Genomic DNA, 17,172 nt, shown 5'->3' with positions numbered 1-17,172 from the left:
TTCAACAATGCAAAGTCAAACAATTTTAATCAACAATATTCAAATAAATCGTTTCTTGCGCGTAAGGATAAAATTCTCTATCCATCTGAGCTTTTTCTTTCATTCGCGGGTCAAGCTGTATAGCTTTCTGCAAAGCGTCAGCCATGGTCCGCGTATCTTTCAATCTGGCAGCAGCTACAGCCATCAAATAATATTCATCTCCTGTCGTCAAGTTCAAACTCTTAAAAGTCTGTAAAGCGGCACGATTGTCATTAGCCATCAATTGCGCGTAAGCAAGATTTACATCAGGCATTGCCTTCAAGTAGGGAATAGCCTTGTTATACTCGCCTTGCTGCAATAACAACATACCTAAATTGTACTTGGCCTCTTTCTTGATAGATGCTTTGGAATACATATTTTGGGCTTGTGCGTTATTTCCCTCGTTTTGGTACACGATACCCAAATTATTGAACACTTCCGGTTGCTCTTTCATCACGGCAGCCGACTCCAACAACTTCTTGGCTTTCCGGTAATCCTTGTTCCGGATAGCCATAGCGGCCAAATCATTCAACAAACTCACGTCAGTCTGTGCAGACAACACTGAATTTTCCTGTAATTGAGGCACATAATAAGCGGTTGCCTGATTCTCTACCTGCATAACAGCAGGCATCGTGTAGAATATAAAGAAGTCAGCACGACGAAGAACAGGAAGAACAACATCTTTCAACTCCGGAACCGATTTGATATATGAATCAAGAATAGCTGCACGTTTTGCCAAACTCGGGGCAGCCTTCAAATCTTTCACGATCGCGGCTTTATTCCGTATATTAGAGTCATCCAACAACAGATACAAACCATCCCAGTTCTCGTCTACCAAATTAGACACGATAAGTTTGGAATCCTTTGCCACCGGAGTATTTGCCAGAGCAAGGTCTTTCTCGAAGAAAGACTTGGCAGCCTTGAAACGGTTCGTCGTCAGATTCTTGTTCAATCTCTCCGGTCCTTCAGGAGAACTGGAAACATACATTACCATCTTCGTGATCTTGGCATCCTTATTAGCCAACACTTCTTTCATAACCTTGGCGGCCTGCGTCATCACGGTTGATTTCTTTTGCGCGTCCGTGATCACGGATTGAGATAACGGGAACAATACATAACCGCTGACCACACCTACGCCCGTGGCGGGAACATCTTTCACAAATGTTTCGGTAAACAACGGTATCGCGTTAGGATTATTAGGTAAGGAATAAGCGTAAGTTTTCCACTCTTTCACCCCGTTCGTGTTCAATATAGCAGGAGTCAAAGTAACGCTCTTGTTCTTCATAATTGCCTCGATATCCGCGATTAGCACACCTTTCTGCATACCGTCACGGTACGGGAAAGACAAATTATAAGTTGCCATTGTATTACCCTTGTACTCTACCACGGGATAATCCGTTCCTTTCACTTTCTCACCTTGGAAATAAAGTGGTGCCATAGCCTCTTCTCCACCGGGATATTGCATCTTGGGAGTCACTTTCAAAATTAACTTCTTATAAAACTGCTTGGGAGCGAAAGCAATATTATAATTAAAATTCACCGTACCATCCACCGCTGTCAACTGCTGAGGTGAGACCTTCCCCACTACTGCCGTTTCGATGGCTTCTCTCTCTAACTTCTTCATGGTATTACACCCCACCATCAAGAAAGAAAGCATCAAAATAACTCCACTACTTATCAAAGATAATTTTTTCATAGTTCTCTTTTTTTGCGTTCAACTTATTCCATTCATTAAAAATGTTCATATTTTTCAATTCATATCCTCTATAACGAATTTTATTGAATAAGGTTTTTTATCTTTGTCAAAACTTTTGAAGTAAGAGAGAGCAATTCACAATAATTATGGAAGAAACTGTTAAACCGATATACATTGAACAACTTTTTAAGAGCAAAAATCCAAAATTAGCACGCTGGATCCCTAAATTCGTTTATTCATTCTTAAAAAGATTAATTTGCCAGGACCAAATCAACGATTTTATCTCGAAATACGGGGACCGCAAGGGACTCGATTTCGCTGACGGAGTCATGGAATACCTTGACTTATCCTTTAAAATCGAGGGAGAAGAAAACCTTCCCGATCCCAACGGACGATACATATTCGCCGCCAACCACGTTCTCGGCGGTCCGGACGGAATTATACTGATCTCTTATTTAGGTAGAAAATACAGTCCGTTAAAATTCCCGGTAAACGACTTGTTGATGAACTTGAAGAACTTGAACAACATCTTCCTGCCCGTCAACAAGCACGGGGCTCTAGCAAAAGAAGCCGCTGCCGATCTCGAAAACGCTTTCGCTTCCGATGCGCAAATAATCACCTTCCCGGCAGGGATGGTCAGTCGTAAGACCAAGGGGGTAATCATTGATCCCGAGTGGCAAAAGAGCTTTATCGTGAAAGCCGTGAAATACCAACGCGATATTGTCCCGATACACGTGAAAGGCGAGAACTCCAAGTTCTTCTACAACCTCGCTAACTTCAGAAAAAAAATAGGCTTGAAAGTAAACCTCGAAATGATGTGCCTCCCCAAGGAAACATTCAATAAAAAAGGTTCTACTTTTACATTAAGTATAGGTAAACCCATCCCGTGGGAAACGTTCGATAAAAGTAAGACTCCCAAAGAGTGGGCAGCAGAAGTGAAAAAAAACGTATATAGTTTATAGATTCAAAATTATGCAACCAGTTATTTATCCTGTCGATAAAGCAAAATTGCTAGCTGAATTAACGGAAGAAAGATTTATCCGGAAAACCAATAAAGGCAATAATGAAATATACTCGTTCAATGCCTTCAACAGTCCCAACCTCATGAGAGAGGTCGGACGGTTACGTGAATTGACTTTCAGGACAGCGGGGGGCGGGACAGGAAAAGAAGTAGATATAGACCCGTTCGACGTGGATGAACAGGTACCCTATCAGCAACTTATCGTGTGGGACCCGAAAGAGCAGGAAATACTGGGTGGCTACCGTTATATCCTTTGCGACAACCTCTCTCTGAATGCGGAGGGAGAGCCCAATCTCGCGACCACGGAGTTATTCCGTTTTTCAGAGCGCTTCAAAAAGGAGTACCTCACCAAGATGATTGAACTCGGACGCTCTTTCGTTCAACCTTTGTATCAATCCACCAAAATGGGACGGAAATCCCTTTTTGCCTTGGATAATCTATGGGACGGATTGGGAGCCCTTACCGTGGAGAACCCGGAGATGGAATACTTCTTCGGTAAAGTCACCATGTACACCAGCTTCAACATAAAAGCCCGCGACATGATACTTTTCTTCATGCGCAAGTATTTTAAAGACAACGAAGGATTGGTTGAACCTATCGTTCCTTTGGAAATACATATCGACGATAGAAAACTCGGCAGCATCCTCTGTGGGAACAGTTACGAGGAAGATTACAGGATACTTTCCCGTTACGTGCGTGAACAAGGGGAAAACATACCCCCTCTCGTGAATGCCTACATGAGCCTGTCGCCCTCTATGAAATCATTCGGCACGGCGATAAACCCGGGATTCGGCGGTGTGGAAGAAACAGCTATTTTAATTAAAATAGCCGACGTCTACGATACGAAAAAAGCGCGTCATATTTCAACATATATCCCCCGCATATTACGCTTGAGGAAGTTCTGAGCCCACGGTCACGAAGATCAAACTGATACCGATAGCGAAATACACCAACGACTCGATGATATGCATAATCAACGAGAAACGGTTGTTTTGCATCAAACGACGGGATAACCGGTCTGCCAACAAAGCAACCAGCGAGAATATAACGATAGCCTGTGCCATAAAAAGCACGCCCAGCAACAGAAATTCACCTGCCGGATTCTCCGTTGCCGGATTGACGAATCCGGGAAAAAACGCTATAAAAAACACGAGAACCTTGGGGTTCAAGACATTCATCAGAATACCCTTGCGGTATAGCTTGTATTCCGCTCCCCCGGAAGCAGGCAACTCCATCGAGTTCTCGTTACGATGAATAAAAGACTTGATACCCAGATAGATTAAATACCCCGCCCCCAGATACTTCAGCACGGCAAAGGCCACCGGAGATTTGTACAGAATCAAGGAAAGTCCCAAACTGACTGCCGCCGTGTGAACGATCAACCCGGTACACAACCCGCAAGCAAAAATGATTCCCGCCTTTTTTCCCCGGATAATACTTTGTGTTATCACAAACAAAATATCGGGTCCCGGCATCAATGTCAACAGAATTGCCGCACCCAGAAATCCCAATATATTCATAAAATGAGTCTATAAAGTTCATAAAGTTTATAAGGTTTATAAAGTGACGGGTGTCCTTCGGACTATATTTATCGACAGCTAAAGCTGTCGTGGACAAAGCGCCCCGCAGGGGGCTATGAACCTTAAACTTTATGAACTTTATAAACCTTATAAACTACTAATTCGACTATTACAACAAGTTACTAGCCACCTCCGCAAGGTAACTCCGTTCCCCTTTCTCCAGCTGCACATGGGCAAAAATCTCTTGCCCCTGCATCCGGTCAATCAAATGCGACATACCGTTAGACTGACGATCCAGATAAGGAGAATCGATCTGGTCAATATCCCCCGTGAACACCATCTTCACCCCTTCTCCGGCACGCGTGATAATCGTCTTCACCTCATGCGGGGTAAGGTTCTGGGCTTCATCAACGATAAAGAACACGTTTGACAAGCTCCGTCCGCGGATGTACGCTAACGCAGAAATAACCAAACGTTCGTCTTTCAACATATCATCAATCAAGCGGTTCTCCTGACTATGCATATTATAACGATGCTTGATAACCGCCAGATTATCGAATAGAGGCTGCATATAAGGACCTACTTTCTCGTCCACGTCACCCGGTAAAAAACCTAAATCTCTATTGGATAACGCCACGATAGGACGAGATAAATAAATCTGCTCGAAAGATTTATTTTGCTGCAATGCCGCCGCTAACGCCAGCAAAGTCTTACCCGTTCCCGCCTTACCACTCAAGGCAACAAGGGATATATTCGGGTTCATCAACGCATCCAACGCGAATGCCTGCTCCGAGTTCTTCGGGTAGATACCGAAAGTATTCAACTTCTCCACTTTCCGCACAACTCTCCGCGTAGGATCATAACAAGCCAGAACGGAATTACTGCCGTTCTTCAGTATATAATAATTATTTCCTTTAATATCCTCTTTCGGGAAGAATGCCTCCACCGGAACCCCGGCTTCCCCGCTCTCGTAAAGTTTGGCAATCAAGTCTTGCGAGAAATCCTCTTTCGTAATTACACACTTGTTCAACGACACTTCCAAATTCTTCACTTGGTCCGTCTTATAGTCCTCTGCCAAAATATCCAGAGACCTTGCTTTCATCCTCAAATTCATATCTTTCGTCACTAAAACAACCTTTTCACCCTTCCTCTGCTCTGTTACATAAGCGGCAATAGCCAATATCCTGTGATCCGGAATATCTTCACTGAACGAATCGTTTATCTTCTCGTTAAACGGCACTCCAGTCTGGATAAAAAGATGTCCTCTCCCTTTGCCCAAAGGAGCTCCTTTAACAAAGAAATCCTCCCCGGAAATCTGGTCCAATTCCCGCACGAACTCCCGCGCATGGTAATTAATCTGGTCATTTCCTCGTTTGAATTTATCCAACTCCTCGAGAACCGTTATCGGGATAACGATATCATTATCTTCAAAGTAATAAATTGATCTGTAATCATGAAGAATAACATTCGTATCTAATACAAAAGTCTTTTTAGTTTTATTTTTTGCCATAATTGTAGTATTTCAAAACACTGACAAGTTAATAAATTAATTGACAAAAAAAAGCGGCTAAGCCGCTTTTTTTTAATGTATAAACCGGAACATCCTGTTCCATCGTATCTTACCCAAGAAAGATTTATCCTTATCCAAGGAAAGCCAGATGAAATAAGCCTTACCCACGATATGATCTTCGGGCACGAATCCCCAGTAACGGGAGTCCGCCGAATTATGACGATTATCACCCATCATCCAATAGTAATCCATTTTGAAGGTATATTTATCCGCCGGATTCCCGTTTATATAGATAACGGAATCCTTCACTTCCAGCTTATTCTCCTCGTAAGCCCCGATAATACGCTCGTACAAAGGTAAATTCTCGATAGTCAGATCAATCGTTTCCCCCTTCTTCGGAATCGGCAGCGGACCGAAATCATCTCTCGTCCACGGGTAAGCCTCACTATACGGGAACACCTCTCCCCGCTCCGTCTCTCGAGTAACAGAAACCACGTTAGGCATCGCCTTGATCTTCTCCAACATCTCCGGTGTTAAAGGCAACTTATAATTATTATTGTAATATTGAATGTCATCCAAAGCAATCCCCATCTCCTGCAACTTCAATTGATTAAACGGGGAAGTCACCTTAATATGATAATTCAACTGCATGGTAGCGTAATTCTCTTCCTTTTGCCCGTTCACGTATAACACGGCATCTTTCATCTCCAACACATCTCCCGGCATCCCCACGCATCTCTTGATATAGTTTTCCCGTTTATCCACCGGGCGGGCGATGATGTCATACTTTGCCCACATATCCTTACGCACAATAGGTAATGCAAATTCATAAGAAACATCTATCCCTTTCTCCATCTTCGTATCGTAAATCGCTTTCTGTGTTGCACTCCGCAACCTCGAATAATAGTCCGGATTCTCGTTCCCCACGACAACCGTATCCCCCGCTGGGAAATTAAACACGACAATATCATTCCGTTTCACCTTGCCCAATCCGCCGATACGCTTGTAAGGCCACTGTATTGCCTCGGAATACGCTTTCGTGGATTGCGTGAAAGGTAAGGTATGATGTGTAAAAGGTACTGATAAAGGGGTGTTCGGCAACTTCGGTCCGTAAGCGACCTTACTCACGAACAAATAATCCCCCACGAGCATGGTTTTCTCCATGGAAGACGTCGGGATCGTGTACGCCTCGAAAAAAAACATTCTGATCAGCGTGGCAGCAATAACGGCAAATATCAAAGCATCAATCCACTCGACGGCTTTCGTTTGCTTCTCCACGTTCTTTTTCTTCCAGAATGCCCAATGTACTTTCTTCGAGATATAGATATCAAACAATATAGGTACCCCGATCAGCAACCACCAACTCTGTACCCACAACGTCCACAACAAGTATATAAAAAGAACTATCCCGAACTTAAACCATTTATTTGTCAATACATTTCTCATATCTTCGTTCTTAATTCTAAACTTTTAGTTTTTAACTTTCAACTCCAAAAGATCATCCATCCCGTAAACCCCCTTCTTCCCGGCAAGAAATTCGGCAGCCATCACGGCACCTTGAGCGAAGCCGTCACGGGAAAAGGCGGAATGATATATCTGAATCTCGTCCACTTCCGATTTATACGTCACGGCATGAATACCGGGCACTTCTCCTTCACGCTTTGCCTTGATCGGTAACTCGCCGGCTTTCACCTCTCCTTCATCCAGTTTCCAAGAAGAATATTTCGGGTGTTCCTCTAAAATTCCTTCAGCCAAAGTAATTGCCGTACCACTGGGTGCATCCAGTTTATGTACATGGTGCGTTTCCTCCACGAATACCTTATAATTATCAAACCCCGCCATGGTCTTAGCCAACCATCGGTTCAAATGAAAGAATATATTCACCCCTATACTGTAATTCGACGCGTAAAAGAACGCCCCCCCCGTCTCGTTGCATAATTCCGTCACTTCGCTCCATCTCTCCAACCACCCGGTTGTACCGGATACCACGGGAACCCCGTTGCGAAAACACCAGCCGTAATCATCCACAGCAACAGCCGGAGTTGTAAACTCTATCGCCACGTCCGCTTGCTTCAACTGCTCGTCCGTGCTCGAAGCCCGATTCGTTTCATCCACGATCAAAACGATCTCGTGACCGCGTTCCCGAGCCAACCGTTCGATAGCTTTTCCCATTCTCCCGTATCCTAGTAATGCAATCTTCATTATTCTAAATAAATAAAATATACCACTGACACGCAAAGGTAACATTTTAATTAAAAAAAAAGGCTACCCGAGGGCAGCCTTTTTCCGATATTTTATAATTACTAAGCTAACTCTTTCACTTTCGCCACTACAGCTTTGAAAGCTTCCGGTTGATTCATAGCCAGATCAGCAAGAACTTTACGGTTCATGTTTACTTCAGCCTTATGAACCAAGCCCATAAATTTGGAGTAAGTTAAACCTTCCATTCTAACCGCAGCATTAATTCTCTGAATCCACAGTGCTCTAAATTCTGATTTTTTCTTCTTTCTGTCACGGTACGCGTACGTCAAACCTTTTTCATACGTGTTTTTAGCAACCGTCCAGACATTTTTTCTTGCACCAAAGTTACCTCTGGTCTGTTTTAAAACCTTTTTTCTACGTGCTCTCGAAGCAACGGCATTTTTAGCTCTTGGCATAATTCTTGTTTTTTTTGAATGTTAGCGTTCTTTTCAGAAACTTGTCAGGCATAACATTCCGGTTAATTACTTTTAATTTAATTTCTTAGATTAGATACAAAGCATCTTTCTCACGGTAGCCATGTTAGTAGAATCAACAATAGCACTATGAGTCAAATTTCTTTTTCTCTTCGTTGCTTTTTTCGTCAAAATATGACTTTTGAAAGCATGTTTTCTTTTAATCTTCCCGGTAGCGGTCAGAACGAATCTTTTCTTCGCGCTACTTACACTCTTCATCTTTGGCATTTGTTCTAAATTTAATTGTGTTTCAGAATATGTAATTATAAAAAATCCTTTCAATTCAAATTTTAGATTTTAAATTTTAGATTTCATTCTAAATTCTAAAACCCAAATTCTAAACTATTTTTTAGGAGTAATCATCACAATCATCTTCTTCCCCTCCAGCATGGGAGCGGATTCCAATTTACCGTAATCTTCCAAAGCATCGACAAAGCGTTCCAACAATGTAGCCCCTTGATCCTTAAACAAGATAGAGCGTCCCTTGAAAAAAACGTAGGCTTTCACCTTAGCACCCTCTTTCAAGAACTCAATCGCGTGTTTCAACTTGAAATTGAAATCATGGTCATCAGTCTGAGGCCCGAAACGAATCTCCTTCACGACCACTTTCACGCTCTTGGCTTTAATCTCTTTCTGCTTTTTCTTCAACTGGTACAGAAACTTACTATAATCTATAATCCTGCACACGGGTGGATCGGCATTGGGAGATATTTCTACCAGATCCGCTCCGGCAGCTTCAGCCATCGCTAAAGCCTCTTTCACGGGATAAACCCCCGGTTCCACGTTTTCACCAACGACTCTCACAGAAGCGGCTCTTATCTGCTCGTTAATTCTGTGCTGTGGCTTGTCACTTTGACCTCTGCCCCTAAATTCCATTGTCCTTGCTATAATTAATCCTCCTTTTATTATTTATTTTCATTGTAGATAGCGTTCAACTGCATCTCTACCTCTTTATTTATCATCTCTGCAAACTCTTCCGTCGACATCGATCCCTTGTCACCTTCACCCTGACGGCGCACGGAAACTTTATTTTCGTTCATTTCCTGCTCCCCGACAATCAACATGTAAGGAATCTTTTTCAACTCGTTATCACGTATCTTCCGACCTATCTTCTCGTTACGGTCGTCTAAAACGGTGCGAATGTCGGAATTATTTAAGAAATTTACAACTTTTTCCGCGTAATCGTTATATTTTTCGCTAATCGGAAGCACTACAACCTGATCCGGGGTCAACCACAAGGGGAATTTACCACCCGTGTGCTCGATCAAAACCGCCACGAAACGCTCCATACTTCCGAACGGCGCGCGGTGGATCATCACCGGACGATGCTTCTGGTTATCGGCACCCGTGTATTCCAAATCGAAACGTTCCGGCAGGTTGTAATCCACTTGAATCGTACCCAATTGCCATTTCCGACCGATAGCGTCTTTCACCATGAAGTCCAACTTCGGGCCGTAGAACGCGGCTTCTCCCAGCTCCACGATAGTCTTCAACCCTTTCTCCTCGGCAGCCTCGATAATAGCCCTTTCAGCCTTTTCCCAGTTCTCGTCCGAACCGATATATTTCTCCTTGTTATTCGGGTCTCTCAACGATACCTGCGCCGTGAAGTTCTCGAAATCCAACGCTTTGAAGATCGTGAATATAATATCAATCACTTTCTTGAACTCATCCTTCAATTGATCGGGCGTACAGAACAAGTGAGCGTCATCTTGAGTAAAACCGCGTACCCTTGTCAACCCGTGCAACTCACCACTCTGCTCGTAACGATACACCGTACCGAACTCGGCAAAACGCACCGGAAGATCCTTGTACGAGCGGGGCTTAAACTTGTATATCTCGCAATGATGCGGGCAGTTCATCGGTTTCAACATGAACTCCTCGCCTTCTTGCGGCGTGGTGATCACTTGGAAACTATCCTTCCCGTACTTCTGGAAATGCCCGGAAGTCTTGTACAAGTTCACGTTACCGATATGCGGGGTAATTACCTGCTCGTAACCGTATTTCTTCTGTACCTTTCTCAAGAAAGCCTCCAAACGGTCGCGCAACATGGCGCCTTTCGGCAACCACATGGGTAATCCCGAACCCACGGCTTGCGAGAACATGAACAATTCCATCTCCTTGCCTATCTTGCGGTGGTCACGCTTCTTCGCCTCCTCCATCAACACGATCCACTCGTCCAACATCTTCTGCTTCGGGAAAGTGATACCGTAGATACGGGTCAGCATCTTATTGTGCTCGTCCCCTCTCCAGTATGCCCCGGCAACGGATGTCAACTTGATCGCTTTGATATAGGATGTATCGGGCAAGTGCGGTCCGCGACACAAGTCCGTGAAATCCCCCTGACGGTAATACGTGATCGTACCGTCTTCCAAATCATTGATTAACTCAACTTTATATGTTTCGTCGAGGGATGAAAAATGATTCAACGCCTCTTGCTTGCTAACGTCTATCCTGCAATACTCCTCGTTTTTCCTTGCCAACTCCAACATTTTCTTTTCAATCTCCACTAAATCTTTCTCTTGGATGGCAACACCTTCTCCGGGATCCACGTCATAGTAGAAACCATTCTCGATAGCCGGTCCTATACCGAACTTGATATTCGGGTAAAGAGCCTGCAAAGCTTCTGCCATAAGGTGTGCAGACGAGTGCCAGAAAGCATGGCGTCCCTCTTCGTCGTCCCATGTATACAGCTTAATCTCGGCGTCTGTCGTTATCCCCCGCGTCAAGTCCCACGTGACTCCATTGACGGATATCGACAACACTTCCTTAGCCAGCTTATGGCTAATCGACTTAGCTATGTCCATGCCGGTAACCCCGGACTCGAACTCTTTTACATTCCCATCGGGAAATTTAATCTTTACCATTCTGCTTTCTTTTAGTTATTACTAATTGTAATTTACAAGTTGCAAAAGTACGAAAAAACATCGGAAAAACAACACACGAGTAATAGATTCGCTCAGATTTAATCGACTACATTTAAGAAAAATACAAAACTCTTACAACTTCCGGGCTTTATATTGTTCATTCCTCGAACAAAGATAATACAAACATATCTATATCTCGTGTTCGGATAAAAAAAGTCCCCAACTTTTCCCAAGACATCCCACGACTGCCAGTAGACCTGTACCATAGGGTGGCTATCAGGCGACTGTTGCCTGACTGTTAGGCGACATCGCCTACACTTCGCCTACTTATCGCCCACTCTTAGCCCACGTTTTTGCAAAAAATACGCTTATTTAACACACTTGAAAAACATGTCTTCCCATTCTTTTACCCCCCAAATGAACAGCAAACAACATCCACCGGTAGAGATTATCCCCGACATCCCCCTTGTGACACACCTAACCCGAAGAGATTGAACCTATTCCTGACCGTGTAATTTATTGAACAGGATTGCCAGATTCGTGTAAATAGTACTATTCTGGACAGCTATATGCGAAGGTACTTTAATGCGCGCGGGGGTAAAATTCCAAATGGCTTTGATTCCCCATGCCACCATTAAATCGGCTACCGCTTGCGCACAATCTGCCGGAACCGTGATGATTCCGATGGCCACGTTACATTCGGTAGGCATACCGCGGAACTGATCGATATGAAATATCTCCACGTCATTGATTTTAGTGCCGATTTTCGATTTATCCACGTCGAAAGCCTTTTGGATATTCAGACCGAAATTTCTCAATCCCTTATCTTGCAACAAGGCTCCTCCTAACGAACCGGCTCCCACGAGAAAAGCGTTATTCATCTTATTGAACCCGAGAAAATCATCAAGGATTTCCACGAAATTGTCCACCTCGTACCCCACCCGAGTCTTACCGGATATCCCGGTATGTGATAGATCTTTCGTCACTTGCGTGGCATCAATTTCCATGTATTCGGCTATTCTTGTCGATGACACGTACTTCTCTCCCTGCTTCTGCAAGGTTTTCACGAATGAAAGATAAGCAGGCATCCGCCTGAGTACCGGAACCGGAACTATTTTACTATCGTTAGCCATATATCGTCAATAATTTCGCTGCAAATTTATATCTTTTCATCGAAAACGATGTAAATAATCTGCATTATTTATTTTCCTCCTCCACTTGGCAGCTCGCTATTTACCTTTCCACCAATCATTTTTCTCTCCCCGTTGAAACAATGTCCACCAATTAGACGAGAAACAACAAATCGTTTTGCAAGATGATACCCTCATCATATTTTTACTACTTTTGCCCGTTCAATAACGAGAACTTGTTTTAATACAGAGGATATATGAATTACAATGAAACTTTAGAATGGCTGTTCGCCCAACTTCCCATGTATCAACGCGAGGGAAAAGCCGCGTACAAAGCCAATCTGGATAACACGTTAAAACTGGACGAGCATTTCGGTGCGCCGCATCACCGGTTCAAAACGATACACGTGGGCGGAACCAACGGGAAAGGTTCCGTGTCACACATGCTCGCTTCTATTTTACAAACAGCGGGATACAAGACCGGATTATACACCTCCCCTCACTTGAAGGACTTCCGCGAACGAATCAAGATTAACGGGGAAATGATGCCCGAGCAATACGTGATTGACTTCGTGGAAGAGAACAAAACTCTTTTCACGGGTATAAAACCTTCATTTTTCGAAATGACGGTAGCCATGGCATTCAAGTATTTCGCCGATCAACAAGTGGACATCGCCGTGATAGAGGTCGGGTTGGGCGGACGGCTCGATTCCACGAATATCATCACACCTCTGGCTTCCGTGATCACGAATATTTCATTCGACCACATGGCACTTCTGGGAGATACGCTGGAAAAGATCGCCCGCGAGAAAGCGGGAATCATCAAGCCAAACGTTCCGGCAATCGTCGGCACGAGGGATGCCGATACCGATTTCGTGTTTATCGGGAGAGCCAAAGAGTGCGGTACGACACTTGAATTTGCTTCCGACAACTGGAACGCGGAGCGCACCCCGGGTAACACTTACAATCTAAAAAACAAGCAAGGCATCACGTTCGACAACCTGCATCCGGATCTGAAAGGATTGTACCAACGCAAAAACATCCCCGCGGTTTTGGAAACGGTATTGAGTCTACGGGCGCAAGGGATAAACATTTCGGATCAACATATACATGACGGTATAGCGAACACGATTCGCTACACGGGATTACTCGGACGCTGGCAGGAATTATCCCGTGCCCCTTACACGGTTTGTGACACGGGACACAATATTGACGGGTTGACGGAGATCGCGGCTCAACTGGAAACGTGCAAGTACGAACGACTCCATTTCGTCATGGGCATGGTGAACGACAAAGACGTGGATAGCGTATTGCATATCTTACCGAAAGACGCAATCTACTATTTCTGTAAAGCGTCTATCCCCCGGGCAATGGATGAGCATGTATTGGCGGAAAAAGCGGCAGCCCACCATTTACACGGTAAAACGTACCCGACCGTCGCAGAAGCATACGCCGCAGCAAAAGCCGCCGCCACTCCCGATGACATGATCTATATCGGGGGAAGTACATTCGTGGTAGCTGAAGTTATCTGACATCACCGGAAAGGCCCCTCTCGAACAAAGCGAAGAACCTCGTGCAAGCTACCGCGGACAAGAGATTTTTCGCCCCGTTCAAGAAGGACTTTTCCGGTAATCTCGAAATAGAAATTCCTAAAAATCAAACGCTACCCAAAGATTTGATACCTTGTAACTTCTCTTTGTTTATCAATACAATATCTCCATTCTTGACTTTATGCTTCTTTATCGGATAGCCTTCGGGGGTAAAAACAGCATCAACTTCAATCATTTGATTTAATTGACTTGCAAATACACCTAAACAATAGCGAATAACGGAGGATAATTTAAGTTCAAATTCAAAATCAGTTTGAATCTTGAATACTACCGATTCATCTCCCGCGTTCAGTATATCATTTATCGAAATATTATCATACTCTATCTCGTATTCAACACTATTGTAATCAAATTTGACATTATTTTTCCGTGCCGTTTCGAGCGAGAAAGCATATTCCCAAGCTATATCTTCATCATTGTCCGAAAACTTGGTGAACAAATCTTTTCTTATCAGTTCGGGTTTTGTACGTGACAATATCGTTAAATTATATGTACTGTCACATTCCATACACCTGTAAATCAGCCATACATCAATGTTCCTTTTTTGCGCATTCATTCTGAATTTGTTGCTGCAATAAAATTTATTACAATTACATCGGTTACATTTTCTTTCTAAAGCGGGAGTGTTTTTAATCTTTATTTCCCATGTATACTCTGTTCTCATGATCTATACCGTACCTAATATTCTTTGAAAGTCTTGTTATGATTCACGACATCGCGCTACAACACGCGTCCCATGCCCTTCAAAAGAGCAATGCCATGAATAAAAATGAAATAGAAAACCTTTTCAAGTAGAATTACTCGAACGAAAGAATTATTAGCCCGCGGTTTACAGGGCTAAATATTAAACCAGTATAAATCTAAGAATTGTTCTCAAAATGTGGATACTTATAATTTCGAGGTAAAGATAACTATTTTATCGGGAAAGCGCATAAGCCACAAGTTAAATAAACAATAAGGGACTTATCGTTGCCGACAAGCCCCTTTTCTATCACGAAAAATCAAACTATAAACTATTTTTTCTTCTTGTCTGCCTTTTCATCCAAGGCCTTAAATACCGCTATCACGTTGTTGGCATCTTTCAGAGTCAGCTTGTCGTTTTTGATCACGAAACTCTTTGTATCTTCCAACACCTTGAAGAACGAAGCCTCGATATCCATATCCGGACAGGCCATCTTCGTCGCCCCCATCCCGCTAAACGCCAATTCCGACTCGTTCAAATCGTAAGTCCCGAAAAAACGATTGCAACCCGCTTTCCCGGAAACCTTTTTATCGGTGGCGTCAAGAGTAAAGAATACCTCGCTCTGCGCCTCCTTGAATTTAATTTCTTTTCCGTTCAAGCTTTCCGCCACCCACTTCACTCCCGTCAGAGAAACGCTTTCCTTAGCGGATTTACACGAAATCGCCAGAACTGTTATAAAGCAACAAACTATCATACCTTTCATAACTCGATCACTATTTTGGATAATATCATATTAATCATTTTCACACTAATCTCAACAAATACTATGCCAAATAGGAATATACCAATCCGATACTCAAAGCTAAAAAAAGCATTCTATTGCAAGAATTAACCTTTGAATTACTGAATAAATTCAATAATTGATTATATATTTGCACGTATTTTTAAAACACCATTTTTATGCGTGGAAGAGAAATAATTATCTACATATCAAAAATATAATAAAACAATGTCCAAGGTGATAAAACTGAAAAAAGGCCTTGATATCAAGTTGAAAGGAGAAGCGGAAAACGTGGTAAAAAACGTGGAGAAATGCAATCTCTATGCAGTAAAACCGACAGATTTCCGGTTACTTACTCCTAAACTTGCAGTAAAGGTAGGCGACCAAGTGAAGGCGGGCGATGTATTGTTTATTAATAAATACCGACCCGAAGTCAAATTCACGGCACCCGTCAGCGGTACTATCGAAGCCGTCAACAGAGGTGAAAGAAGAAAACTACTGGAAGTTGTCGTCAAAGCGGATGATCAAATCCAATACCGGGATTTCGGGAGTGCCGACGCGAACCAACTTTCCAGAAAAGAAATCATCGAAAAGTTGCTCGACAGTGGTGTTTGGCCTATGATCAAACAACGCCCGTACGACATCATCGCTAATCCGGAAGATATGCCGAAAGCGATATTCGTGTCGGGATTTGATTCCGCACCGCTTGCACCGGATTATGACGTAACCCTCGCGGATGAGCTTCCCGCACTTCAAGCCGGAATCGATTGCTTAAAGAAATTGTGCGAGAAAAACGTGAATCTCAATTTGAGAGAAGGGACTCCTTCCACCTCTATTTTCACGAAACTGAAAAACGTGGACGTGAATTATTTCTCCGGACCGCACCCGGCAGGTAATGTAGGGATACAAATTCACCATTTGAACCCGATCAACAAAGGAGATATCGTGTGGGTGGTAAACGCCATGGATCTTGCCATCATCGGACGGGTATTCACTACCGGTAAATTCGATGCCCGCAAAGTGATCGCCATTGCCGGTTCAGAAGTGGAGAAACCCGCTTACTACAAGACGATCATGGGAGCCCAAATCAAGTGCCTCGTGAAAGGCAATTTGAAAAATCAAGTACACCAACGTATTATATCCGGAAACGTGCTCACGGGTTATAAAACCGACGAGGACAATTATCTCGGGTACTATAATAATATGGTAACGGTTATCCCGGAAGGCGATAATTATGAATTTTTGGGCTGGGCTATGCCGGGCTTCAACAAATTCTCGCTCTCCAAAACCTTCCCGTCATTCCTGTGCCCGGGTAAAAAGTATCGGTTAGATGCCAATTATCACGGGGAAGAGCGGGCTTTCGTGGTTACCGGACAATACGAGAAAGTCCTTCCCATGGACATTCTGCCCGTGTACTTGCTGAAAGCAGTTTTGGCCGAAGACCTTGATAAGATGGAACAACTCGGCATGTACGAGATTGCACCGGAAGACATGGCTTTGTGTGAATTCGTTTGTACCTCCAAGACTCCCGTTCAAGAGATTCTGGAAAAAGGTATAGAGTTAATGATTAGAGAACTGAATTAATTGACGATTGCAGATGGACGATTTAAGATTCGCTTGGCGACA

Annotated in this window: 16 protein-coding genes; 4 read left to right on the top strand and 12 right to left on the bottom strand. The window is 43.5% G+C overall.

Features of this window, described 5'->3' with window-relative positions; genetic code table 11:
- Positions 1-25: 25 nt before the first annotated feature.
- The gene (locus tag L0M98_RS00790; protein WP_227214605.1) at positions 26-1,714 is read right to left on the bottom strand and encodes a tetratricopeptide repeat protein; all 1,689 of its coding nucleotides are present in this window, start codon (positions 1,712-1,714) and stop codon (positions 26-28) included.
- A 146-nt stretch (positions 1,715-1,860) separates the two neighbouring features.
- Between L0M98_RS00790 and L0M98_RS00785 the strand changes: the two genes are divergently transcribed.
- Positions 1,861-2,676 (top strand): glycerol acyltransferase, encoded by an 816-nt coding sequence (locus tag L0M98_RS00785; RefSeq protein WP_227214604.1) that lies wholly within the window; start codon positions 1,861-1,863, stop codon positions 2,674-2,676.
- Positions 2,677-2,686: 10 nt separating this feature from the next.
- Positions 2,687-3,640, top strand: coding sequence for a GNAT family N-acetyltransferase (locus L0M98_RS00780; protein ID WP_186975271.1), 954 nt, complete (start codon positions 2,687-2,689; stop codon positions 3,638-3,640).
- On the opposite strand, the gene L0M98_RS00775 is transcribed toward L0M98_RS00780, so the two are convergent.
- The 9 genes from L0M98_RS00775 to L0M98_RS00735 all read right to left on the bottom strand — a co-directional run bounded on the left by L0M98_RS00775 (position 3,620) and on the right by L0M98_RS00735 (position 12,476).
- Entirely contained in the window at positions 3,620-4,255 is a 636-nt protein-coding gene (locus L0M98_RS00775) for a LysE family translocator (RefSeq protein WP_186975270.1), read from the bottom strand. The two genes, L0M98_RS00780 and L0M98_RS00775, sit on opposite strands and share 21 nt — an antisense overlap.
- Positions 4,256-4,424: 169 nt before the next feature.
- Positions 4,425-5,765: a PhoH family protein gene (locus L0M98_RS00770; protein WP_227214603.1), complete on the bottom strand. Its 1,341-nt coding sequence runs from the start codon at positions 5,763-5,765 to the stop codon at positions 4,425-4,427.
- A gap of 72 nt (positions 5,766-5,837) precedes the next feature.
- Positions 5,838-7,211 (bottom strand): signal peptidase I, encoded by a 1,374-nt coding sequence (gene lepB, locus L0M98_RS00765; protein WP_227214602.1) that lies wholly within the window; start codon positions 7,209-7,211, stop codon positions 5,838-5,840.
- 24 nt (positions 7,212-7,235) lie between these two features.
- Positions 7,236-7,967, bottom strand: a complete 732-nt coding sequence (gene dapB, locus L0M98_RS00760) for a 4-hydroxy-tetrahydrodipicolinate reductase (protein ID WP_227214601.1) — start codon at positions 7,965-7,967, stop codon at positions 7,236-7,238.
- A gap of 101 nt (positions 7,968-8,068) precedes the next feature.
- Entirely contained in the window at positions 8,069-8,422 is a 354-nt protein-coding gene (gene rplT / locus L0M98_RS00755; protein ID WP_099292273.1) for a 50S ribosomal protein L20, read from the bottom strand.
- A gap of 90 nt (positions 8,423-8,512) precedes the next feature.
- Positions 8,513-8,707: a 50S ribosomal protein L35 gene (gene rpmI / locus L0M98_RS00750; RefSeq protein ID WP_099292272.1), complete on the bottom strand. Its 195-nt coding sequence runs from the start codon at positions 8,705-8,707 to the stop codon at positions 8,513-8,515.
- A gap of 114 nt (positions 8,708-8,821) precedes the next feature.
- Positions 8,822-9,355 carry a translation initiation factor IF-3 gene (gene infC, locus L0M98_RS00745; RefSeq protein ID WP_099292271.1) on the bottom strand — a complete coding sequence of 178 codons (534 nt, stop codon included), beginning with the start codon at positions 9,353-9,355 and terminating at the stop codon, positions 8,822-8,824.
- A 29-nt stretch (positions 9,356-9,384) separates the two neighbouring features.
- Positions 9,385-11,343 (bottom strand): threonine--tRNA ligase, encoded by a 1,959-nt coding sequence (gene thrS, locus L0M98_RS00740; RefSeq protein ID WP_227214600.1) that lies wholly within the window; start codon positions 11,341-11,343, stop codon positions 9,385-9,387.
- A 497-nt stretch (positions 11,344-11,840) separates the two neighbouring features.
- A complete protein-coding gene (locus L0M98_RS00735) occupies positions 11,841-12,476 on the bottom strand; it encodes a redox-sensing transcriptional repressor Rex (protein WP_099292265.1) in 636 nt (211 codons plus the stop codon).
- Positions 12,477-12,730: 254 nt separating this feature from the next.
- On the opposite strand from L0M98_RS00735, the gene L0M98_RS00730 reads away from it, so the two are divergent.
- Positions 12,731-14,005, top strand: coding sequence for a bifunctional folylpolyglutamate synthase/dihydrofolate synthase (locus L0M98_RS00730; RefSeq protein WP_227214599.1), 1,275 nt, complete (start codon positions 12,731-12,733; stop codon positions 14,003-14,005).
- A 124-nt stretch (positions 14,006-14,129) separates the two neighbouring features.
- Here L0M98_RS00730 and L0M98_RS00725 read toward each other — a convergent pair whose 3' ends face one another.
- Both L0M98_RS00725 and L0M98_RS00720 read right to left on the bottom strand, forming a co-directional pair.
- On the bottom strand, positions 14,130-14,747 hold the full coding sequence (locus tag L0M98_RS00725) for a DUF1062 domain-containing protein (RefSeq protein ID WP_227214598.1): 618 nt from the start codon (positions 14,745-14,747) through the stop codon (positions 14,130-14,132).
- Positions 14,748-15,096: 349 nt separating this feature from the next.
- Positions 15,097-15,528 carry an META domain-containing protein gene (locus L0M98_RS00720; protein WP_227214597.1) on the bottom strand — a complete coding sequence of 144 codons (432 nt, stop codon included), beginning with the start codon at positions 15,526-15,528 and terminating at the stop codon, positions 15,097-15,099.
- A 246-nt stretch (positions 15,529-15,774) separates the two neighbouring features.
- Here L0M98_RS00720 and L0M98_RS00715 point away from each other — a divergent pair, with 246 nt between their 5' ends.
- Positions 15,775-17,130 (top strand): Na(+)-translocating NADH-quinone reductase subunit A, encoded by a 1,356-nt coding sequence (locus L0M98_RS00715; protein WP_227214596.1) that lies wholly within the window; start codon positions 15,775-15,777, stop codon positions 17,128-17,130.
- Positions 17,131-17,172: the final 42 nt, after the last annotated feature.

This window comes from Butyricimonas sp. DFI.6.44 (genome assembly GCF_022132345.1).
In the GTDB taxonomy this organism is placed as follows: Bacteria; Bacteroidota; Bacteroidia; order Bacteroidales; family Marinifilaceae; genus Butyricimonas; species Butyricimonas muris.
This window is presented reverse-complemented; position numbering and strand designations above follow the sequence as displayed.